Origin of the sequence: Streptococcus atopicus (genome assembly GCF_049166725.1) — a bacterium.
In the GTDB taxonomy this organism is placed as follows: Bacteria; Bacillota; Bacilli; order Lactobacillales; family Streptococcaceae; genus Streptococcus; species Streptococcus hominis.
In genome coordinates this window covers 1-21744 of the sequence record NZ_JBMHFC010000013.1, presented here as the reverse complement: position 1 = coordinate 21744, position 21744 = coordinate 1, and the positions used below count along the sequence as shown (strand labels likewise).

Sequence of the window (21744 nt, the reverse complement as noted above, 5' to 3'; positions counted from 1 at the left end):
GCATTTATTTCCCCAAATTATAGGTTTCAATCAATTTTTCCACGGCATTTTCAAGTTTTTTATAAAAACTATCAACATTTTCATTTTTTATGATAGCAAATTGCCCGTCTAACTCAGCAATTTGACCAATGACTTTTTTACCAATAGATAAAGCATAACCTTCGTATTGTTCAGACCCTACTTTTACTTGGCTATCTGCTAATTGGATTTCAATCTTTTTGTCTTTTTTACTCATCATATACCTCTTTCAAGTCTCTATTTTACAAAAAAATAGAAAAACTAGCAAGCAATATGCGAAACTAAAGCTACCTCAACGGTGAGATAGCTTCAAAAATTTCTAAACTTTGACAATCCAGCCTTCTGGTGCTTCAACATCACCAAATTGAATACCGGTTAATTCATCATAAAGTTTTCGAGTGACAGGTCCAACTTCTGTTTCACTGTAAAAGACATGGAAATCGTCACCGTGCTGAATACCACCAATTGGAGAGATGACCGCTGCTGTACCGCAAGCCCCTGCTTCAGCAAAACGATCCAAATCATCAATTGGTACATCTCCTTCGATAGCTTTCAAGCCCAAACGATGTTCTGCTAAATATAGAAGAGAATATTTTGTGATAGAAGGCAGGATAGATGGGCTATATGGTGTTACAAATTCGTTGTCTTTGGTAATTCCAAAGAAGTTTGCAGACCCCACTTCTTCAATCTTCGTATGAGTGGCAGGGTCTAGATAAATGACATCAGAAAATTTCTTTTCGTGAGCCATTTGCCCTGGAAGCAAGCTTGCTGCGTAGTTACCGCCGACTTTAGCAGCACCTGTTCCATAAGGAGCAGCACGGTCATACTTGTCAGAAACGATAAAGTTTGTCGGAGTCAAGCCCCCTTTAAAGTAATTTCCAACCGGCATAGCAAACACGGTGAAAATGTATTCATCTGCTGGTTTAACACCGATGATGTCACCAACACCTAACAATAGCGGACGAATATAAAGGGTTCCTCCTGTTCCATACGGTGGAACGTATTCTTCATTGGCACGAACCACTTGCTTCACAGCATCTACAAACATATCAGTCGGAACTTGTGGCATCAAGAGACGGTCTGAGGTGCGTTGCAGACGTTTTGCATTTTGATCTGGACGAAATAGCTGTACGCCGCCGTCTTTCGTGCGATAAGCTTTCATTCCCTCAAAGGCTTGTTGACCGTAATGAAGGCAAGGAGATGATTCAGACATGTGCAGAGTTGCATCTTCAGTCAATCCTCCTTTTTCCCACTGACCATTTTTATAATAAGCAAGATAACGATAAGGCAATTTCATATAGGAAAAACCAAGATTTTCCCAATCAAGATTTACTGACATAACATTCTCCTTTTTAATTTTATGATTTTTATTTTACACTATTTTTAGATATTTTCAATAGTTTTTTGCAAAATTCTGAAAATTTTTTAATTTCAGTTTATAACCGAACAAAAAATCAGCCGCTTGGACTGATTTTCAATTATTTAAGATTCGCAGAGAACACTTCTTCATCTGAAATAGTATCTGAGATGAAACTTCCGTTGCTGGTTCTTTCAGACAAACCGAGGTCAGCTAGATTCACTTGGTAAGTAGTTCCTTTGTTAGAAATAATTGAGAGAATCTGCTCTTCTTCTGCCGTTGGATTGTCCAAACTAAAGAGATCTAGTTCCGCAGGCTGCTCTCCAAAAACAGGACCTGCTTGGAAAACACGATGTGGCTTGGACTTCAGATCGCGCAACACTTGCAAGCCACGATTTGCTCGGCTCGTCACAGGAATATCTGCAACTGCCATTCGCTTGAGTGCTCCGCGCTGGGTCAAGATATAAAATGAATCAGTATTGACAATAAAAGCTGCTGCTAAGACATCATCTTTTTTGAGATTGATAGCTTTGACACCTGCTGCCTTAGCGCCCACAACTGGTACTTCTTCGATATTGAACCGCAAGGCATAGCCGTTCTGGGTCACTAGCATAACATCGTCTAGCTTGATTGGAGAAAGTGTGATAATTTGGTCGTCTTCATTTTTTAATTTAGCAAATTTAACAGACTTGGACTTATAGGTGCGCCAAGGACTGAATTGTTTTCGCTCTACACGCTTGATTTGCCCTAGTTTTGTTACCGCAAAATAAGTGCCTTCGTCAAAATTATCTACTAACTCAGTGTAGATGACTTCTTCATTCGTCTCAAAATTGGTAATGGTCTGGCTGAGGTGTTCCCCGATTTCTTTCCAGCGAATGTCTGCCAGCTCGTGGACCGGTCGATAGATGACATTTCCAAGATTGGTAAAAATCAAAAGGTGCTGAGTGGTTTTCGCCGAGCTGACAAAAATCAGACGGTCGTCATCTCGCTTGCCGACCTCGTCAACCGTTGATGAATTGAAAGAACGTGGACTGGTGCGTTTGAGGTAGCCACCACAAGTGACGCTGACGAAGGTTTCTTCTTCCACAATCAGACTAGCCGTATCAATTTCAATGGCATTAGCCGTATCTTGCAATTCACTAAGACGAGGATTGCCAAATTTCTTTTTGACCTCGCGGAGTTCGCGCTTCATCAGATTGTACATGGTCCGCTCATCGCCGATAACGGCAGAAAGCATGGCAACTTTCTCGCGCAATTCCGCCTGCTCTTCCTCCAGAATCACCACGTCTGTATTGGTCAAACGATAAAGTTGGAGAGTGACGATAGCCTCTGCCTGCTCCTCGGTGAAATCATAGCTGACTTTGAGATTTTCCTTGGCGTCAGCTTTATTTTCCGACGCACGAATGAGCGCAATCACTTCATCCAAGATAGAAATCACTCGAATCAAGCCTTCTACGATATGCAGGCGCTTCTCTGCTTTCGCTTTGTCAAAACGACTACGCGCCAGAATAATCTCTTTTCGGTGGGCGATGTAACTAGTCAGAATCGGCACAATCCCTACCAAACGCGGTGTAAAATGATCAATCGCCACCATGTTAAAATTGTAATTGACCTGCAAATCCGTATATTTAAAGAGATAATTCAGAATCAGCTCGGTATTGGCATCCTTTTTCAGCTCAATGGCAATACGAAGCCCATCACGGTCAGACTCATCCCGTACTTCTGCAATACCAGCTACCTTATTATTGACCCGAACGTCATCAATCTTCTTGACCAGAACAGCCTTGTTAATCTCGTAAGGAATCTCAGTGACAACAATCTGCTCTTTGCCACCCTTGAGCTTTTCAATCTCCGTCCGAGAACGCACGACAACGCGACCCTTTCCAGTCTCATAGGCTTTCTTAATCTCATCTCGCCCTTGGACAATAGCTCCTGTCGGGAAGTCTGGACCAGGCAGAAACTCCATGAGTTTGTCCACCTTGGCTTTGGGGTGGTCAATCATATACACCACCGCATCGATAACTTCAGCCAGATTGTGAGGCGGAATGTCTGTCGCATACCCAGCAGAAATCCCCGTCGCCCCATTCACCAAAAGATTTGGAAAGGCAGCAGGCAGAACAGTCGGCTCCTTCTCGGTATCATCAAAGTTCCAAGCAAAAGGCACGGTGTCTTTTTCGATGTCTTGCAGTAAGTAGCCTGCAATCTCAGACAAACGAGCCTCGGTGTACCGCATAGCGGCTGGCGGATCACCGTCCATGGAACCATTGTTTCCGTGCATCTCAACGAGAATCTCACGATTTTTCCAATCCTGAGACATGCGGACCATGGCATCGTAGATGGAACTGTCACCGTGAGGGTGGAAATTCCCCATGATGTTTCCGACAGACTTGGCAGACTTGCGGTAACCCTTGTCAAAAGTGTTGCCGTCCTTGTTCATGGAATAAAGAATACGACGCTGAACAGGCTTCAAGCCATCGCGAATGTCCGGCAAGGCCCGCTCTTGAATGATGTATTTGGAGTAGCGACCAAAGCGCTCTCCCATGATGTCCTCAAGGGACATGTTTTGAATATTGGACATAATAATTCTCTTTTTAATGTTTTGTTGCAAAGTAAATCTATATTTTATAAATTTAACTGTTTCGTTGTAGGTAGTGAGAAAAGAAGAGCAATCCTACTAATCCTATAATGAATAAAAGATTAATTTTAATAACAAATAAGCTAAGTAGGGTATTAATTAGACCGTGAAAAATGGCGCAAAAGAGGACCGACTTAGTCTTTTTGAAAACAGCAGCTAGAAGAATACTGAGATAAATTGCAAATAGACTGAATAATATAAAAGGCATCCCACTTTGGGAACTTCCAATCACAAACCATAAAGGTACATGCCATACTGCCCAAATACAACCTGTTATCAAACTGGAAATCCAATAGGAGAATCTAGTTTCCAAAGTTGGCTGCAAGATGCCTCGCCATCCCAATTCTTCTTCTCCACCATAAAAACAGACTGCACTCAAAAAAACAACAAACAAATTTCCTAGCGGAAAAGCTGGATTAATCTCCTTAGACGAGAAAGCAATAACACCCGTCTGCACGAAAATTAGTAAAAGAAATAATAAAATATATTTCTTTGAGTCCCCTAAGATAAAAGAGACTATGCTTTTAATTGATTTTTGAGGCAAACAAGAAATGGCTGCAATAGTTGGACCGAAACCTCCTAGTAGATGGAGAAAAACTCCCAGTGGACTCGTTAGACTTAAGAGGCTCATTTGCGTCAGAAAAGCGAGCAATCCCCAACCAAATCCCCAAGAAATGAGAAAACTAATCAGTAAAAATTTTGTTATCTTATTATTTTGTAAATGTTTCATTTGTTTCGAGTCTCTCCTCAGCATACTCAATCATCGCCTCTGCGGTTTCTTTGTCATAGTGGAAGCCGGTTTTGAGAGAGAAATCTTGAGCTTCTTTGTGGAAAAAGTCCATGGTATCCAAGAAAGATTTGATGAGGTTTTTCTGATCAGAAAAGGCAAGCAGTTTTGAGAAATTTTTCTCTTTCTCGGCAGGCAAATACTGAAAGAGGTATTTGTAGTTCTTACCGACATCAACTGTCCCCTTTTCTGCTGCTACTTGCCAAGCTAAAAGCTTAAGCAATTCTTGCTGGCAGATGCCATAGAGATGATCCGTCGCATAGATCAGGTGATTTCGACAAATGCCCTTGACCACATAGGCTGACACCCACCAGAATTCATTGCAGGATTTGTCAAAGTCAGTCGCACGAGCTGGGCTCGTCCAATAGCGCTTGGGTGTCGGTGCATAAGGAGCAAACAGCCCCTGCGGGTCATCCAGCACTGTGAAATCCGCTTCGCTATCCACCCACTCTTTAATGTGCTCCTTAGGACAAAGGGTCAAATCGATCCGATTGCCATCTTCAAAGAGCATAAGATAGAGGCGGCGATGGTCAAGTACGTTATGCTGCTCAATCATGCGCTTACCAAACCTTTCCAACCATACAAGGTCAGCCACCAGAGCGTCCAAATCCTCCACGATGTAGACCACATCATAGTCTTGAAACTCGTCCTTGGGAGCATTTGGGTTTGTCCGTGAGCCGGACATGGCGACAGCTTCGACTTGTATCACTTTTGCAGTTTGCAAAATCAAATCTAGTATTTCGGGTTCAGTTCTCATGGAAACACCTACCTTTTTAGTGAAAACTCTTGATTCTGTAGAGGACATGTCTGTATAGCGGACTGTCTGCTGGAACTTTTTCATTATCAAATTCTTTGACAAATTCCATGCCTAGTTTTTGCATGACTTTTTGCGAAGGGAGATTGAGTAAGGATGTAAAAGAGTAAACTTCTGACAAGCTAGCTAGCTGGAAAGCGAAGTCTAGACAGGCTTGGGCAGCCTCTGTCGCATAACCATCTTGGCTAGTTCAAGCGAATCCGTCAGACCCAGTTTATTGTCAAGCGTCATTGGCTGTCTCCTTTCGTCAGAAGTTGCTAGTTCGCCTCCGCCACTTCTTCTTTCACCTTCTTAGATGGTTTGCGTTTTTTGTAGCGGCTGCGGATAGTGTTGAGGTGGTCGCGGAGGTTGGCAAAGTAGGCTTTGTCTGGGTAGGCATAAGCATTGATTGCCGTGAAATCAACCAGAAACTCATACAACTCTGTCAATTCAACACGCAAAGCCTTTGCTTGGCTAGGTGTTTTCCCAGCTTGCTCAGCCAAGCGCTCCTTGTAAACCTTCTCAAATTTTGCTTGGGCAGCTTTTAAGTTTTGGATGTGTTCCGTCAAATTTAGTGCTTGTATGGAGGACTGGTAGTCGCTCTGTGCCAACTGTTTCAAGAGGTGGTTAATACTTTCCGTTTCTTTTTCATAACTGGTCGTCGTAATGCCTTTGTATTGTTTGAAAAGCGGATTTAGCTGTTCATAGGCAGTCTGAATAGCTGGAACTTTCACACGCGAAAAGGCCTTGATAAAGGATAACAAAGTCACTAGAGCATCATCACGCTCACGGTCTGTTTTCTCCATGTTTTCTGTGAATTTTCCTGCCCGAACGTTATGCAGACTTGCTTGGAATTTTTCCAACAAAGGCTCCATTCGGGAAGCCTTGCTGATATAGACTAATTCCGTTTTATTCGCTTTTGTAAAAGCATTGACAGCCTCAAGGCTATCGCTCAGCAGTTGAAAGAAACTTTGTCCTTCCAATCGAGTTATATCTAGATTTATAATCTTATATTTCATTTTTTTCTCCTAAAATTTCATTAAATTGTTTATTTTTATTTCGGTGGAAGTCTCTTACTTGGCAGAATGGATGTCGGATTTTCCGCTGTTCTCCCTGTCAGCCAGGCGGCTCATCGGAATTTCCGACAAGACCTCTCAATCCACAGGGAGCTCGTCGGAAATTCCGACGAGCTCCCTGCCACTTAAACTAACTTGTCGGATTTCTCGATTAGGGGGCGAGGGATAATTAGTCTTCGTTGTTTACATGAGACAGGCAAGCTGACTTTTTCTGCCAGTCTGTTTTTTGAAAATAAACCGCTGGTAGGTTTTTGGTCGGGGGATTTATTAAACTGTCCATTCAGCTAAATTTTTAATAACAATATTTTCGATTACTCTCGAAAATATTGTTCAAGTTCTAGTATTCCTTCAATGTCTTTTTTCTCTAGATAAAAAACTTTTCCTGTTTGTGGTTCTTTAATATTTTTTAGAAGATCGTTCTTTTTAGGCCAAAGCAGTATACGCGCTTGAGGTGAAAATTCAGCTTGCCCAAAAAGCCTTGCCACCACAGCTCCATTTCCCGTAGTGCCGCCAAATGTCTTATTAACTATTGTCAATGTAATAAATCCTATATTATTTTCCCCCAGAATAACAACAACAAATGGTCTGATATCAAATTCAGAATTATTATTTGAAAAATAATGAGATTGCATGGAAATAATGTATTTATAGCTATCTCCATTATCAGAAATATTATCTAGTTTCATAATCGATAAATTTTCTGCTTGTAGTCCATGTTCCTGAGTTTTAAATTTAATCGGATTATCGTCATTAGAGTATATCAAATATACTGTAGGATTTTCACCAAAATCACCTTCAAATTCAAAGCTATTAAATAGATGGAAACTATACTGATAATTACTTGATACAACATATTCTAACTCATTGAACACTGGAAAGGTAAATCGAAAGTTTTTAACTATACTCTCTTTTTTATAAAGTATAAACTTATTTTGTTTCATCTCCTTAACTAGATCAACTAGTTCCTCGAGCGTTTTTTTCATGTTTTCAATTTCTCTCGAGTTATTACTTATAATATCATCCTTATTCTTTTTTTCTCTAGCTAAGTCAACTTTACTTAATGATGAATGAGAATTTAATTCTTGTCCGATATAGTGGTCGAATTGCTCAACTATTCTAATATACAAATCTAGATTTATTGATTTGTCGCTATTTTCTTGAATAAAATCTTTTTCGAACTCTTTTAGAACATCATTATAGTTTTCTTCACTATTTAACAGTAAGTTTTCTAAAATTGTTTCAAAAACTCTTCGACTTTTCAGGAAATCTGAAACTGGTTCAAAATCAGGATTTTCTTTGTGTTGTTTAATAATACTTTCTTCGAATTGCGAAATATCTTTTTTTACTTCACGAACTTCGTATTTATCTTTTACTTTTTCTAGAATATTGTCTAAAAATTTTTCACTTACATATTCAAACATAACTTCTCCTCCTAAAACACCCCACTCTCTTCCAGTGTAAACTTCACATTATCCTCGATCCACTTGCGGCGTGGTTCGACCTTGTCGCCCATGAGGACATTGACACGGCGTTCGGCGCGGGCCAAGTCTTCGATGGTGACACGGATGAGGGTGCGGGTTTCTGGGTTCATAGTTGTTTCCCAGAGTTGGTCAGCGTTCATTTCACCGAGCCCCTTGTAGCGCTGAAGCATGGCTCCCTTGCCAAACTTGCGGCGCAGGTCATCCAGCTCGCCATCGGTCCAGGCATACTCGACGACTTCGCTTTTGCCTTTGCCCTTGGATATCTTGTAGAGAGGCGGCAGGGCGATATAGACGCGGCCAGCCTCGACCAACGGGCGCATATAGCGATAGAAAAAGGTCAGCAGCAAGGTCTGGATATGGGCACCGTCGGTGTCCGCATCGGTCATGATGATGATCTTGTCATAGTTGGCGTCCTCAAGGGTAAAGTCTGTCCCAACACCAGCACCAATCGTGTAGATCATGGTGTTGATTTCTTCGTTCTTGAGAATGTCGGCCATCTTAGCCTTGGCAGTATTGATAACCTTACCGCGCAGGGGCAGGATAGCTTGGAACTTGCGGTCACGCCCTTGCTTGGCAGAGCCACCGGCAGAATCTCCCTCGACCAGATAGAGTTCGTTTTTAGCTGGGTTTTTGGATTGAGCTGGCGTTAGCTTTCCAGATAAAAGCCCCTTGTCTTTCTTGTTCTTCTTGCCACTTCGGCTTTCATCTCTCGCCTTGCGGGCTGCCTCGCGCGCATCTCTCGCCTTAATTGCCTTGCGGATGAGATTAGATGCCAATTCCCCATTTTCCAAAAGGAAGAAAGTCAGCTTGTCAGAGACGATGGAGTCCACGGCCGGACGAGCCAAAGGGCTGCCCAGCTTGTCCTTGGTCTGTCCTTCAAACTGCAAATGCTCTTCTGGCACTAAGATAGAAAGAACAGCCGCTAAGCCCTCACGGTAGTCAGAACCTTCCAGATTTTTATCCTTTTCTTTCAGCAATCCAGTCTTTCTCGCATAGTCATTCATGACCTTGGTAATAGCAGACTTAAGCCCCGTCTCGTGCGTTCCGCCGTCCTTGGTGCGGACGTTATTGACAAAAGAAAGAATATTGTCTGAGTAACCATCATTGTACTGGAGAGCCACTTCCACTTGAAAACCGCCCTCTTCTCCTTCAAAATAAAGGACCGGCGTCAAGGTTTCCTTGTCTTCGTTCAAGTAGCTGACAAAGTCCTGCACCCCATTTTCATAGTGAAAATCAACAAACTCACCCGTTCGCTCATCTGTCAGAGAAAGGTGAACATTTTTCAAGAGAAAGGCTGATTCATTGAGCCGCTCCGAAATGGTATTGTATTTGAAATCTGTCGTTGAGAAAATCGTGTCGTCAGGCATAAAGGTCACTTTTGTGCCCGTTTTTGATTTGGGAGCTTTGCCAATCTTTTCCAGACTGGTAACAGGTTTCCCACCTTGCTCAAATCGTTGCCGATAAATCGTTCCGTCACGTGTGATTTCAACTTCCAGCCAGCTAGACAGCGCATTGACCACAGAAGAACCAACACCGTGGAGACCCCCAGAGGTCTTGTAACCGCCCTGACCGAACTTACCTCCAGCATGAAGCACCGTAAAGATGACTTCCACTGTCGGGATTCCCATAGCGTGCATACCGACAGGCATTCCCCGACCGTGGTCTGCTACTGTCAAACTCCCATCCTTGTTAATCGTCACATCAATCTTGTCGCCAAAGCCAGACAGAGCCTCATCGACTGCATTGTCAACAATTTCCCAGACCAAATGGTGAAGCCCAGTTGCATCGGTTGATCCGATATACATACCAGGACGCTTCCGAACCGCGTCCAACCCTTCTAATACTTGAATGGCATCATCATTGTAATTGTTAATATTGATTTCCTTTTTTGCCACAAGGAGCCTCCTGAATCATTCATCCTTTCTATCTTACAAGTTTTTAGTAAATTTTGCAAAGATTTTTAGAAAATAGTGTATTCTTTCTGCTTCTCACCACCATTTTTTCAGCCTAGACAAATTTTGTAAAATATTTCTGGTCGTTCAACTATCAAAATCAAAATTCATGGTATAATAAAAACATGATAAAGATAGTTTTTACATTGATAGTAGCTTATTTGATTGGTTCAATCCCTGCCGGGCTTTGGATTGGACAAGTATTTTACAAGAAAAATCTCCGCGAATACGGCAGCGGAAATACAGGGACGACCAATACCTTTCGTGTCCTTGGGAAAAAAGCAGGCATCATCACCTTTATTTTCGACTTTTTTAAAGGAACGTTTGCGACACTATTGCCATTTTTCCTTCATATCAACGGTATTTCTCCTCTCGTTTTTGGACTTTTAGCCGTACTCGGGCATACCTTCCCCATTTTCGCAGAATTTAAGGGCGGTAAAGCCGTGGCAACCAGTGCAGGTGTCATTCTGGGCTTTTCACCGACTTTCTTCACTTATTTAGCTGTCATCTTTTTCAGCTGCTTGTATTTGACTAGTATGATTTCTTTTTCAAGTGTGACAGCTGCTGCCTCTGCTATTCTGGGAGTCTTAATTTTCCCGTTATTTAGTTTTCTTTTGCCACGTTACGATGTGCTTTTTACCGTGATTGTGCTGGCATTAGCGCTCATCATTATCGTTCGACACAAAGATAATATTCAGCGGATTCGGACGAAGCAAGAAAATCTCATTCCCTTCGGATTGAATATCACAAAACAACAACCTAAACAGAAATAAAAGAAGCTAGGATAAAAAATCTTAGCTTCCTTTTATTTTATTCTTTGTGAGCTTTTTTAAATCTAGATAATCCTAAAAGTCCAACGACAAAGCCAAGTAAACTGATAAAGGTAGTATCTGTTGTACCTGTTTCTGGCAAGCTCTTTTGACCTGAAGGTACAAATTGTTTGTGTACATTGACTGGAATCGTTGCCGTTCTTTGATGTGTATTTGTTTGAACCGCTGGCACAAGTTCTTTTTGTCCAGTTTCATTTGGCTTCACTTGATTAGCAGCTTGATTTTGAAGTTTCTTGTATTGTGCAGTCGAGATTGAAATAGTCCGTAAATTAGGATTGACAACCGCATAAGCTGTTAAGTCTGTTTTTGCCAAATAGTCTGCAAAAGCAACGTCCATTGAAGGACCTTCTTCGCGAGCTCCGCCCAACATACTATAACCATCACCACCTGCAGCCAAGAAATCATTGGTTGTCAGATAGTAGATTTTCTTAAGGTTTAATTTTTCATATTTTCCTGTTTCAGGATTTTTGATTTCAATGCCAAGAATACGCTTATCACCTGGCAAGGTTGTGTCATAATAAACTTTTGCTCCAGAAACTTGCAGGAAACCGCTGCTTGGTTCAAGTAACGGTTGGCCATTTTCATCTAGGACTGGTTTGCCGTCTTTTTCTTGTAAAATAGAACCTAAAGACTTAGCAAACATATCTGCGATGTTTTGCCCAGTTACTTTTATTTGAGTAATGGTATTACCAAATGGTAAAACAGCAATAATATCTCCTTTGGTGATTGGTTTTCCTTTCGCAATTGTTTCACGAAGTCCGCTGCCGTTAGTTACAGCAAGGTCTGTCTTATGACTGAATCCTGTTTGCCCGTACTCATAGAGCGCATCTGCTACGACATTTCCAAGATTGGTTTCCCGCACACGGACATTTTCTCGATTACCATTTAACTCAACTGGGCTATTAGCAACGACCACTTTTGCGTTTTCTCGGTCGTATTTCTCTTTGATTTTGTTTACTAATTGCTGAATAGCTGGATCTGGAGTAACGCCTTTTACTGAATCAGCTGAGATTTGTTGAGGATTTCCTAGAATTTGACCAGATTTATACGTTACTTTTCCGATATTATGCAAGTAACTACCTGTTTGATTATAAGTAACATTGTCGCCATAGGTTACTGATTCTACAGTATGTGAATGCCCGTCAATCACTGTCACACGTTTTCCTTTTAGCAAAGGATTTTTTGATAATGCTTCTGCCAAGGTAGAACCACGCCATTCAACTGGTGTCGTCGTATCCACACCCAAATGTGCCAAAACAACATAATGTTTGTAAGTTTTACCTTCCGCTTTCGCACGAGATTCCACTTCTTCAATGACTTTATTGACTTCTGAAATTGGATCTGTAAACGTAACCCCCTGAACATTGCGTGGGTGTGTTTTTGTTGCAGTTTCTGGCGTTGTCACCCCAATAACCACAAATTCATCTCCCACAACATTCTTGTCTTTATCAACAATCGTAGAAGCCTCAAAGAGACGTGCTCCATTGACATAAGTATTGGCACTAAGAAGAGGAAATTTCAAAATTTCTTTGTATTTTTTCACCTCATCCAAACCAAAGTCAAATTCATGATTTCCGACCGCCATTGCGTCATAGCCAATCTTATTTAAAATATTCGCGCGCTCTTCTCCTTTTGAGCTATTGGAAATCGGAAGCCCTTGAAAAGCGTCGCCTGCATCCACAACAAGTGTTGTTTGATTGATCTTTGCACGTTCTTGCTCAATGACAGCTGCTAATTTAGCATCGCCAATGACACCTTTTTCCTCTACAATACGACCGTGTACATCATTTGTATGAAGAATAACTGTATCCTTTTCGGATTGAGCTGTGGGCGAAACAACAGCTTGATTTGCCGGAGTTGTAGAATCTGCTGGAGTTACAGAAGTTTCAACTTGTTTGTTCTCGCTCTTTTCTGTTACTTTCTCTGTGGAAACTTCAGTAGCAGACGAAACTGCTGAATCTCCTTGAGCGGTCGTAGGTGCAACCGACTGATTTTCTTTAGGAGCTTCTACTTGCTCTACAGGTGCTGTTGAAGTAGCTGGATCTACAGCATCAGCAGAAACCTGATGTGCTAAAATTGCTGGAGCAATTAGCAATGTTGACAAAATTGGGATAATGAATTTGTTCTTCTTCATAATCAATCATCTTTTATTATTTTTTGATTCTATTATACAAGATTGTCTGGTAAAATAAAACCTTATTTAGCAAGCTTTATCTCATCGTTCGCTAAAATTATCATAAAAAGAAAAATATTCTAACTTTTACATTAGAATATCTTATTTCACAAACATTATCTACAACCTTCTATCTTGTGAGTTTATCTGTGTCATTAAGTCCTTCAGTCCTGCTGCTCCAACGGTATCACCTGCTTTTTCAAAACACACCAGTGCTTTTTGAGCATCAGATTTAGCCATTTTTATATCTCCCTTAGCTAATCTTACCTCAGCCAAGCCACGATAAGCACAAGCATGATTGACTAAATCATCTGTCTGCAATGCTAAATTTAATGTTTCTTGCAAAAGTTCTTCTGCAAGGTGAATATTTCCTAGTTTGAATTGTAAATACCCCTGTTCGTACAAATTGACTGATTTCTTTAGGACATCATTGGGGAAATGCTTTGCAATAATTGCAACTTCTGTCATTATCAAGTCATAAGCTTTTTGAAAATGTTCTTCTTCTCGTTCGACCATAGCTAATTGATGCAAGCCTATATGTTGTTCTTCTAGATTCTTTTCAGACATAGCCTGAGCATAGTAGTCTTTTAAAAACTGACGAGCCAACTGAAAATCCTTTTCTTCTAAAGCAATATAAGCTTTTAAATTCAGCGTACTATAACTATCTTGGTCTATTTGATAAACAAATTGCTTGGCAAGCTGATATTGCCCGTCAAACAATGCTTGCCAGGCTTTTTGAAGTTGTTCTTCTATCATAATTTCTTTCCTTTTATTCATAGAAAACAAAAGTCACACTTTAAAAGTTATATTAAATCAGTCTCCGAGATTGCCTCTTTCACTTTTTCGATTGGCAGATGTACTAGCTCAACTTTCTTTTCGCTATATAAATAACGCGCATAATCATCTATACGATATTGATTGATATAAACCACTCGCTTGCAACCAACTTGTAAAAGCTGTTTCGTACAATTGAGACAAGGAAAATGCGTGACATAAACAGTAAATCCTTTCGGGATCCCGCGCTCTGCACCTTGCAAAATCGCATTTACTTCTGCATGTAAAGTCCTCACACAATGCCCATCGACTATCAGGCATTCGTGATCGATGCAGTGCTCCGTTCCTGAAACGGATCCATTATATCCTGTTGAAATAACTTTATTATCCTTTACAATAACCGCACCAACGCTTGCTCGTTTGCAGGTTGAGCGATTTGCAATCAAGAGCGCTTGTGCTGCAAAATATTCGTCCCAAGCCAATCTTTTTGTAACCATGTTGTCACCTTCTTTTTTATTTATCACTCATTTTATCATTTTTTCGATGTGGAAAAAGCGGAAGTCCGAGCGATGCGATCTTTTCTGCCGGAACCCTCATGCCGTCTTTTGTCCATTTGATTAAGACAGAAACCACCGCCGAACTCCAAAAGGAATTCATGTAAGTCGAAGCCTCTTTTCTAGAGCTATTTTGTTTTTCCAAGAAATCAAACACAGCACTTGTCAACAGTTTTTCTAAATTATAATCCACTGCTAAACTAAGGATTCGTGCCTCTTTTTTGACTTCTTTAAACAAGAACAGCCACACTTGATAAAGCTCAGTTCTCATATTGAATTGTTCCAATTTATCGGTAATCTTTTGTACTGTTCGTTGGAAAATCTCTTGTAAAATTTCTTCTTTTGAATCATAATTTCGATAAAAAGCTGCACGTGAAACGCCTGCCCTCTCTACTAATTCAGAAATAGTAATTTTGGTCAACTCTTTCTTTTCCAATAATTGCAATAGCGAAATTTCTAAGGATTCTTTTGTAATGCGATTGGATTCCTGATTTGATATTTTTAGATTTTCTAAAGATTTTTTCGATATTTTACGTTCCGACATAACATTTTCTTTCTACGTGTAACAACCGACTGTAATGGCTTTCTAAAGCAGAAGTTTCATGATATAATTGTAAAAAAAGACAAAACTTTTGTCAATGTCTAACTAGTTTACTACTCAACTAAAGGAGAATGCAATGACTTGGAAAATTGTAGCTGATTCAGGCTGTGATTATAGAACTATCGAAAACCTTGCTGTTGACACCTTGTTTGAAAGTGTTCCTTTGACCATTCAAGTAGGTGATGAAATCTTTATAGATAATGCTCAGCTCAATATTGATGATATGATGGAAAAAATGTATGCCACTTCTTCGGCTTCAAAGTCTGCCTGTCCTAGTCCAGATGATTATATGAAAGCTTTTGATGGAGCTTCAAACATTTTTGTGGTCACTATTACAGGAACCTTATCAGGAAGCCATAATAGCGCACAAGTGGCTAAAAAACTCTATCTTGAAGAACATCCTAACGTGAATATCCATATTATTGATACTCTTTCTGCTGGCGGCGAAAATGATTTGATTATCAAAAAGCTTAATCTTCTCATCGGTCAAGGGCTAAGTTATGAAGAGGTTGTAACAGAAATTACAGCCTATCAAGCAAAGACGAAGTTACTTTTCGTTCTCTCCAAGGTTGATAACCTAGTTAAAAATGGACGACTAAGCAAATTGCTTGGAGCTGTTGTAGGATTATTGAATATTCGTATGGTCGGCGAAGCCAGTCAAGACGGCAAGTTGGAGTTGCTTCAAAAGGCGCGTGGTGCTAAAAAATCACTAATAGCAGCTTTTGATGAACTCATCAAAGCAGGCTATGCCGGTGGACAAATCATTATTGCTCATCGAAATAATCCCAAGTTTTGCCAGCAATTTTCCGAAATGGTTCGTGAAAGATTCCCACAAGCTGTTATTGAAGTCATCCCGACTTCTGGACTTTGTAGCTTTTATGCTGAAGAAAATGGTCTCCTCATGGGCTATGAAATTCAATAATATAACGAAACTGTAGTCAATCACTAAACTACAGTTTTTATATTACAAATAAAGCAAACCAAAAACAATTAACACACTAATCATGCTAAAAAGTGAGCCAATGAGATAGTATTCTGCAAAGGACTGACTTTCAGAAATTTTGTTATACCGTGCGATTGACTTAGCAGTAAAGACTAAGCCAACGGAAGCAAACTGCCCAAATATAAGAGACAAAGCCATAATAAAACGCTCTAAAATCCCAATCATCGCCCCTGCACCTGCTATAGTGTCTTGGTTATCTCCCTTTGACTGATACCTACTGAAGAAAAGCTTAAATAAAATATTAACAGGCTTGCCAACGATTGCTAAGAAAAGAAGGGTTTGAGCAACTGACGCTCCATTTTTCAGCCATTGTGGATTGATTTTGCTGGCCAATAAAGCATAAAATAGAAAAATACAAATCAAATGAAGGAGTTGGTCAATGATGAAAACTTGCTTTGTGAGTTTCTTTATTTCTATAAACGTGTTGAGCCTGTATTTCAGGAAATCAATAACTACATGACTAAGCCAAACAGCAATAAAGTAAATAATATTTTTCGGGAAAAAGATACTCAAAATCAGCAACGGAAGAAAAACAATGGCTAAATGCAACAATAAATAAGGCAACTTTCGACATTTTAAATCTGCCATTTTTTGACTTTGCCATTGGAAATCAGCTAAAACATGCGCCAATAAGACTAACAACAAGATTGGATGTTGGACAAAATAGTCCGAAAATCCCCACAAATTAGACATGTTTCGCCTCCTTCGCTATCGCATTTAACATCAAGTTCATCGCAACTCGTTTATTTCTGAGATAAATTTTTAACCCACTCGCCTTGATACGTTTGTTGAAAGCACTCGGAGTGATACCAAGTAGTTTTGCCATTTCTTTATGCGAAAATGTTTCATCGTATATATTTTCAGCTAGTAATTGTTTGAGGACTTCATATTGGATATCTGTCCACTTGGACTGAATAAAAGAGCACGCAGCTAAAATAGCATTGATTGTCTGGGTGGCTTTCTCATCTGCCAAAGAAACTGAAATGTGATTGATGCCATAGTCATTTTTGTCATGAACATAGTTAATCGCTTCTCTTGCCAGCCAATACGCCGGACCGTCAGAACCAATGCTTTGTTCTTTGTTAATTTCTGTAATCATGTCTCCAGCACCAATCCCAAATCGAATTTCATAAGGAGCAAATGCCATAGAAAGCTGATCCATGATTTGAAACATATCCGAATTTGGTAAAAACAAAGCTTGAAATTCATCGCCAGTTGTGACCGTAAAGGGAGAAATTAAATATTTCTGATATTGCTGATTCAACTCTTTCATCAATTGCAACAATTGCTGTTGTGCCTGCGCTCGATCTTGTATTTTTTTTGATTTAATAATGTCTCCAATAAGAGCAATGTACATCATCTTTTCACCTCTTTTTGTCTATTATAATGGAAATTTTTAAAAATTTCCATTATAAAGGACATTTTCCAAAATTTCCGTCACGAAGGACATTTTCTAATCTACCATCTCTAAAAAATACAACTAAGCACATGATTGAAACCATCATTTGATCTGATAATGACTATCCTTTTACTTTCCATACCTTACCCAGCACTTCTCCAATCTTGCCCTTGATAACTAAGTCAGCTTGACTATCTTGTATTATATTGTTTTTATTGATTACAACTAAGTGCCGTCCTTGAAAATAATGAACCAAATTAGCAGCTGGATAAACAACTAGCGATGTTCCGCCAATGATAAGTAGGTCAGCTTGACTGATAGCCTGAATAGCTTGAGAAAAAACTTCCATATTTAACGGTTCCTCATAAAGAGTCACATCTGGCTTAACTACACAACCACAAGTCTCGCAATAAGGAATGATTCCAGGCAATTTCAAAAAATCCTCTAAGTCATAAAAACGATGACAATTGGTACAAAAATTTCGGTCCACACTACCATGAATTTTTAATACGTTCTTGCTTCCTGCCCTCTCGTGTAAACTATCAATATTCTGTGTAACAATTGCTTTTAATTTCCCTAGCTTTTCTAGATAAACTAAATATTTATGGGCTACATTTGGCTTAGCATTAGGATAAATAAGATATTTCTTGTAAAACTCAAAAAACTGTTCTGGATAACGTTCAAACATCGTATGTGAAACTAATTGCTCTGCTGTAAAATGCTGGTTTAACTCAATATTGTAAATCCCATTAGAACTTCGAAAATCCGGAATACCAGATTCAGTTGAAACACCCGCACCACCAAAAAATACAATATTTTGGCTACTTTGAATGATCTGAGCCAGTTCTTCAATCTTGTCCATATCGCCCTCCTAAAAGTTACCAATATTATTAAAGAAAAAATCGGCTAGCAGAACTAGCCGATTCATATTATAACTGAATTATTTTGACAAGTTATAGAAAGATTTCAAACCACGGTATTCAGCAACTTCACTAAGTTGGTCTTCGATACGAAGTAATTGGTTGTATTTAGCAATACGGTCAGTACGTGACAATGAACCAGTCTTAATTTGTCCAGCGTTAGTTGCAACTGCGATGTCAGCAATTGTTGAATCTTCAGTTTCACCTGAACGGTGTGATACAACGGCAGTGTAACCAGCTTCTTTTGCCATTTCGATAGCATCAAATGTTTCAGTAAGAGTACCGATTTGGTTAACTTTAATAAGGATTGAGTTAGCACATCCTTCGTTAATACCTCTTTCAAGATAAGAAGTGTTTGTTACGAAGAAGTCATCACCAACAAGTTGTACTTTCTTACCAAGGCGTTCAGTAAGTTTCTTCCAACCTTCCCAGTCATTTTCATCCATACCATCTTCGATAGTGATGATTGGGTATTTATCAACTAATTGTTCAAGGTATTCGATTTGTTCGTCAGCTGTACGAACTGCAGCTCCTTCACCTTCGAATTTAGTGTAATCATAAACTTTACGTTCTTTGTCGTAGAATTCTGATGATGCACAGTCAAATCCAAGGAATACATCTTTACCAGGAACATAACCAGCAGCTTCGATAGCAGCAAGGATAGTTTCTACACCATCTTCAGTTCCGTCAAAACGAGGAGCAAATCCACCTTCGTCACCAACAGCTGTTTCAAGACCACGAGATTTAAGGATTTTCTTAAGAGCATGGAAAATTTCAGCGCCCCAACGAAGAGCTTCTTTGAATGTAGGTGCACCAGCAGGAACAATCATAAATTCTTGGAAAGCGATTGGAGCATCTGAGTGAGAACCACCGTTGACGATGTTCATCATTGGAGTTGGAAGAACTTTAGTATTGAATCCACCAAGGTAGCTGTAAAGTGGGATTTCAAGGTAATCAGCAGCAGCACGTGCTACAGCAATAGATACACCAAGAATTGCGTTTGCACCCAATTTACCTTTATTTGGAGTACCGTCAAGTGCAATCATTGCACGGTCAATAGCTTGTTGATCGCGAACGTCATAACCAATAACTGCTTCAGCAATGATATTGTTTACGTTGTCAACAGCTTTTTGTGTACCAAGACCGCCGTAACGAGATTTGTCACCATCACGAAGTTCAACTGCTTCGTGTTCACCAGTAGAAGCTCCAGATGGAACCATACCACGTCCGAAAGCACCTGATTCAGTATAAACTTCTACTTCAAGTGTTGGGTTACCGCGTGAGTCTAGGACTTCGCGAGCGTAAACATCAGTAATAATTGACATTTTTTACTCTCCTTTGAGTTATTTTATTTACATTCCTATCATACCTTAAAAATCGGTTTTTTTCAAGGAAAAATCGTGTCTTTCTATGAAATTTACGATAATTTTCTGTGTAAGCGTTTTATATTTCCGAATATTTCTTGGATAAATTTCAAAAAAAGTATGTTATACTAACTTTATGACAGATATAAATAAAGCAATAATGGAAAAATCTCAAGGGGGATTAAAATTAAATCCCGATGAGCAAAGAAAATTTTTAGAAACATTTGAAGAACGGGTCATTGCAGAATGTAGTATTGATGAAGCTAACAGCGCTCCCATCCACGACCACTTTAAAGAAATTTTACAAAAGATTATCTTGGACTATCAGCCTGTAATTGTGAAAATATCACCTGAGGTTAATAGTCAATATCAAATTTTTTACTTAAAAATAGCAAAAGATTTGGGTTGCAAAGCAACAATCGTGTCTAGTAACTGGAAGAATTCTCCATTTGGTTTAGTCATTCATAGTGATCATCCAGTAGAAATAGATGAAAAAGAAATTGCTAACCAATTTTCTGAATTTTTCCAAGCAGATTCATCTCAAAAAGTAGAAAAGAGGCCTTCTTTTTGGGAAAAGTTGTTTCATTAAAGGGGCGATTGATGCCAAATTTAGAAAAACTAACCTTATTCTTTCAAGCAGAAAATCAAAGAGACTGGGAAACGTACCAAAGTTTTTTACATTCTGATATTACCTGGGAATTGCATGGGCAAGAAGTTTCAACCATTCATGGAATAGACGATTATCTTCTGAAGATTCAGCAAGCCTATCATCATAGCAACGTTCAATTTTCCTGCTTGCATACTTTTTCAACTAACGAAAATCGGATTGTCACCATTCTCCAAAATGATTTTGGTCAACTATCCTGTGATATTTTTGAGTTCGAAAATGGTTTAATTATCAGAGAATATGAATATTTGTTATGATATTTCCATGTCTGAGAACTACTACACCTTGTAATCTAAAACAAATATAATCGGAGGTTAAGAACTTTTTGTTCTAACCCCTTTTTTATAGCAACATCCCTTCGTCTATGTCAAATTCTGTTAGGATTTGCTTAATGCGGTCAAAATTCAAGCGAAAATGTTCTAACGTATGGGCATCAGAGCCAACAGAATACTTTGTTCCGCCCAATTCTTTCACCAAAGACAGGGCATAAATATAAATATCTTCATGGTCATAGAGATACATTGACTTGCAATTCAGTTCAAAAGCTAAGCTGTAATCTATCATTTTTTGAAAGAGGGCACGAAGTTGAGCTTCAAAGTTTTTTAGTTCTTCAACTGTCACATTAAACTTGCGAAAACCATAGTCAAAATGAGCCAAAACATGAGCTGAAATACTCTCAATAGCTTCTTCCATTTCTTTTAGATACGTTGGAATAAACTTCATTTTATCAAATTGCAAAACAGGCTTTTCTAAATAATCGAATTTCCCATTATGATGAACAGATAAAAGTTTCAAATCATAATCTTTATTCTCCAAAAAAGCTAAAATATCTTTCTTTCGTGGTCTGTAATAGCCAATCTCAATTCCTTTTTTGATTCGATTTCCATATTTCCGATTGAGAGCAGCTATTTTTCTAGAATAAGACTCATAATCAGGAATATCATCGTGAGGAGAGCCTGCATCATACGGATAGGGATTAGATAAATCCAGATGTTCAGTCGTCACGATTTCACCATCGTAATGTTCCAAATAATCTCTGAAATCAGCATCTGAATCATAAGAAAAGTAAGTATGAAGATGATTATCTTGCATAAGTTTTCCTCCTATCATCTCTATAACACTAAGGAATTATATAGCAGTTTATACTAACTACAATATATAGTATTTTTAAACAAGAGTTTCCTAAATTTGATAATTATATTTTGTAGTTGTGTAAAAAATAAGTATATAAATCCGTGGTGCTAGTTAAACTCAAAACACCATAAAAAGCCCATTTGGACTATACTGTAAGTGACGAAACAAACAGGAGGTTGTCCCAATGAGCCACTTACAGTATACCGCTAAATCCCATCATTTACAA

General features: G+C 39.2%; 21 protein-coding genes and 1 pseudogene. 4 read left to right on the top strand and 18 right to left on the bottom strand.

Translation table 11 applies throughout. The features are described 5' to 3' along the window. Positions 1 to 4: 4 nt before the first annotated feature. From ACOMA9_RS08585 to parE, 9 genes and pseudogenes are all read right to left on the bottom strand, one after another. Positions 5 to 235 (bottom strand): DUF2969 domain-containing protein, encoded by a 231-nt coding sequence (locus ACOMA9_RS08585; protein ID WP_049533369.1) that lies wholly within the window; start codon positions 233 to 235, stop codon positions 5 to 7. A 102-nt stretch (positions 236 to 337) separates the two neighbouring features. Beyond that, positions 338 to 1375: a branched-chain amino acid aminotransferase gene (locus tag ACOMA9_RS08580; protein WP_080977788.1), complete on the bottom strand. Its 1038-nt coding sequence runs from the start codon at positions 1373 to 1375 to the stop codon at positions 338 to 340. A 121-nt stretch (positions 1376 to 1496) separates the two neighbouring features. Continuing rightward, the gene (parC, locus tag ACOMA9_RS08575; RefSeq protein WP_330945435.1) at positions 1497 to 3953 is read right to left on the bottom strand and encodes a DNA topoisomerase IV subunit A; all 2457 of its coding nucleotides are present in this window, start codon (positions 3951 to 3953) and stop codon (positions 1497 to 1499) included. 52 nt (positions 3954 to 4005) lie between these two features. Further along, complete coding sequence (locus tag ACOMA9_RS08570; protein WP_330945434.1) at positions 4006 to 4740, bottom strand: CPBP family intramembrane glutamic endopeptidase; 735 nt, start codon at positions 4738 to 4740, stop codon at positions 4006 to 4008. Then, entirely contained in the window at positions 4721 to 5554 is an 834-nt protein-coding gene (locus ACOMA9_RS08565; protein ID WP_330945433.1) for an aminoglycoside 6-adenylyltransferase, read from the bottom strand. The genes ACOMA9_RS08570 and ACOMA9_RS08565 overlap by 20 nt, the downstream gene beginning before the upstream one ends. A gap of 16 nt (positions 5555 to 5570) precedes the next feature. Continuing rightward, a pseudogene (locus ACOMA9_RS08560) lies at positions 5571 to 5789 on the bottom strand (GNAT family N-acetyltransferase); the annotation flags it as partial. 79 nt (positions 5790 to 5868) lie between these two features. Then, entirely contained in the window at positions 5869 to 6609 is a 741-nt protein-coding gene (locus ACOMA9_RS08555) for a DUF6261 family protein (RefSeq protein WP_330945432.1), read from the bottom strand. A 368-nt stretch (positions 6610 to 6977) separates the two neighbouring features. Then, positions 6978 to 8087 carry a hypothetical protein gene (locus ACOMA9_RS08550; protein ID WP_330945431.1) on the bottom strand — a complete coding sequence of 370 codons (1110 nt, stop codon included), beginning with the start codon at positions 8085 to 8087 and terminating at the stop codon, positions 6978 to 6980. An 11-nt stretch (positions 8088 to 8098) separates the two neighbouring features. After that, the gene (parE, locus tag ACOMA9_RS08545; protein ID WP_421425224.1) at positions 8099 to 10042 is read right to left on the bottom strand and encodes a DNA topoisomerase IV subunit B; all 1944 of its coding nucleotides are present in this window, start codon (positions 10040 to 10042) and stop codon (positions 8099 to 8101) included. A gap of 182 nt (positions 10043 to 10224) precedes the next feature. On the opposite strand from parE, the gene plsY reads away from it, so the two are divergent. Beyond that, on the top strand, positions 10225 to 10872 hold the full coding sequence (plsY, locus tag ACOMA9_RS08540; RefSeq protein WP_126407136.1) for a glycerol-3-phosphate 1-O-acyltransferase PlsY: 648 nt from the start codon (positions 10225 to 10227) through the stop codon (positions 10870 to 10872). Between the two features lie 37 nt (positions 10873 to 10909). Here the strand turns inward: plsY and nt5e are convergent, their stop codons facing one another. From nt5e to ACOMA9_RS08520, 4 genes are all read right to left on the bottom strand, one after another. Beyond that, on the bottom strand, positions 10910 to 13063 hold the full coding sequence (nt5e, locus tag ACOMA9_RS08535) for a cell surface ecto-5'-nucleotidase Nt5e (RefSeq protein WP_330945429.1): 2154 nt from the start codon (positions 13061 to 13063) through the stop codon (positions 10910 to 10912). A gap of 159 nt (positions 13064 to 13222) precedes the next feature. Further along, positions 13223 to 13858 carry a tetratricopeptide repeat protein gene (locus ACOMA9_RS08530; protein WP_151380444.1) on the bottom strand — a complete coding sequence of 212 codons (636 nt, stop codon included), beginning with the start codon at positions 13856 to 13858 and terminating at the stop codon, positions 13223 to 13225. A 47-nt stretch (positions 13859 to 13905) separates the two neighbouring features. After that, complete coding sequence (locus ACOMA9_RS08525) at positions 13906 to 14373, bottom strand: deoxycytidylate deaminase (RefSeq protein ID WP_003042919.1); 468 nt, start codon at positions 14371 to 14373, stop codon at positions 13906 to 13908. 16 nt (positions 14374 to 14389) lie between these two features. Then, positions 14390 to 14974: a TetR/AcrR family transcriptional regulator gene (locus tag ACOMA9_RS08520; protein ID WP_003042435.1), complete on the bottom strand. Its 585-nt coding sequence runs from the start codon at positions 14972 to 14974 to the stop codon at positions 14390 to 14392. Between the two features lie 133 nt (positions 14975 to 15107). Here ACOMA9_RS08520 and ACOMA9_RS08515 point away from each other — a divergent pair, with 133 nt between their 5' ends. After that, the gene (locus ACOMA9_RS08515) at positions 15108 to 15953 is read left to right on the top strand and encodes a DegV family protein (RefSeq protein ID WP_330945428.1); all 846 of its coding nucleotides are present in this window, start codon (positions 15108 to 15110) and stop codon (positions 15951 to 15953) included. 42 nt (positions 15954 to 15995) lie between these two features. Here ACOMA9_RS08515 and ACOMA9_RS08510 read toward each other — a convergent pair whose 3' ends face one another. From ACOMA9_RS08510 to eno, 4 genes are all read right to left on the bottom strand, one after another. Continuing rightward, entirely contained in the window at positions 15996 to 16727 is a 732-nt protein-coding gene (locus ACOMA9_RS08510; protein WP_421425219.1) for a DUF3307 domain-containing protein, read from the bottom strand. Beyond that, complete coding sequence (locus tag ACOMA9_RS08505; RefSeq protein ID WP_330945426.1) at positions 16720 to 17394, bottom strand: SatD family protein; 675 nt, start codon at positions 17392 to 17394, stop codon at positions 16720 to 16722. Before ACOMA9_RS08505 ends, ACOMA9_RS08510 begins: the two co-directional genes overlap by 8 nt. Positions 17395 to 17554: 160 nt before the next feature. Continuing rightward, complete coding sequence (locus ACOMA9_RS08500) at positions 17555 to 18295, bottom strand: NAD-dependent protein deacylase (RefSeq protein WP_330945425.1); 741 nt, start codon at positions 18293 to 18295, stop codon at positions 17555 to 17557. A 78-nt stretch (positions 18296 to 18373) separates the two neighbouring features. Beyond that, entirely contained in the window at positions 18374 to 19678 is a 1305-nt protein-coding gene (eno, locus tag ACOMA9_RS08495) for a surface-displayed alpha-enolase (RefSeq protein ID WP_106083524.1), read from the bottom strand. Positions 19679 to 19853: 175 nt separating this feature from the next. Here eno and ACOMA9_RS08490 point away from each other — a divergent pair, with 175 nt between their 5' ends. Together ACOMA9_RS08490 and ACOMA9_RS08485 are read left to right on the top strand one after the other, a co-directional pair. Further along, positions 19854 to 20306: a DUF1694 domain-containing protein gene (locus ACOMA9_RS08490; RefSeq protein ID WP_330945424.1), complete on the top strand. Its 453-nt coding sequence runs from the start codon at positions 19854 to 19856 to the stop codon at positions 20304 to 20306. A gap of 11 nt (positions 20307 to 20317) precedes the next feature. Continuing rightward, positions 20318 to 20641 (top strand): nuclear transport factor 2 family protein, encoded by a 324-nt coding sequence (locus ACOMA9_RS08485; protein ID WP_049533383.1) that lies wholly within the window; start codon positions 20318 to 20320, stop codon positions 20639 to 20641. Positions 20642 to 20726: 85 nt separating this feature from the next. Here ACOMA9_RS08485 and ACOMA9_RS08480 read toward each other — a convergent pair whose 3' ends face one another. After that, a complete protein-coding gene (locus tag ACOMA9_RS08480; RefSeq protein WP_330945423.1) occupies positions 20727 to 21476 on the bottom strand; it encodes a PHP domain-containing protein in 750 nt (249 codons plus the stop codon). Between the last annotated feature and the right edge of the window lie 268 nt (positions 21477 to 21744).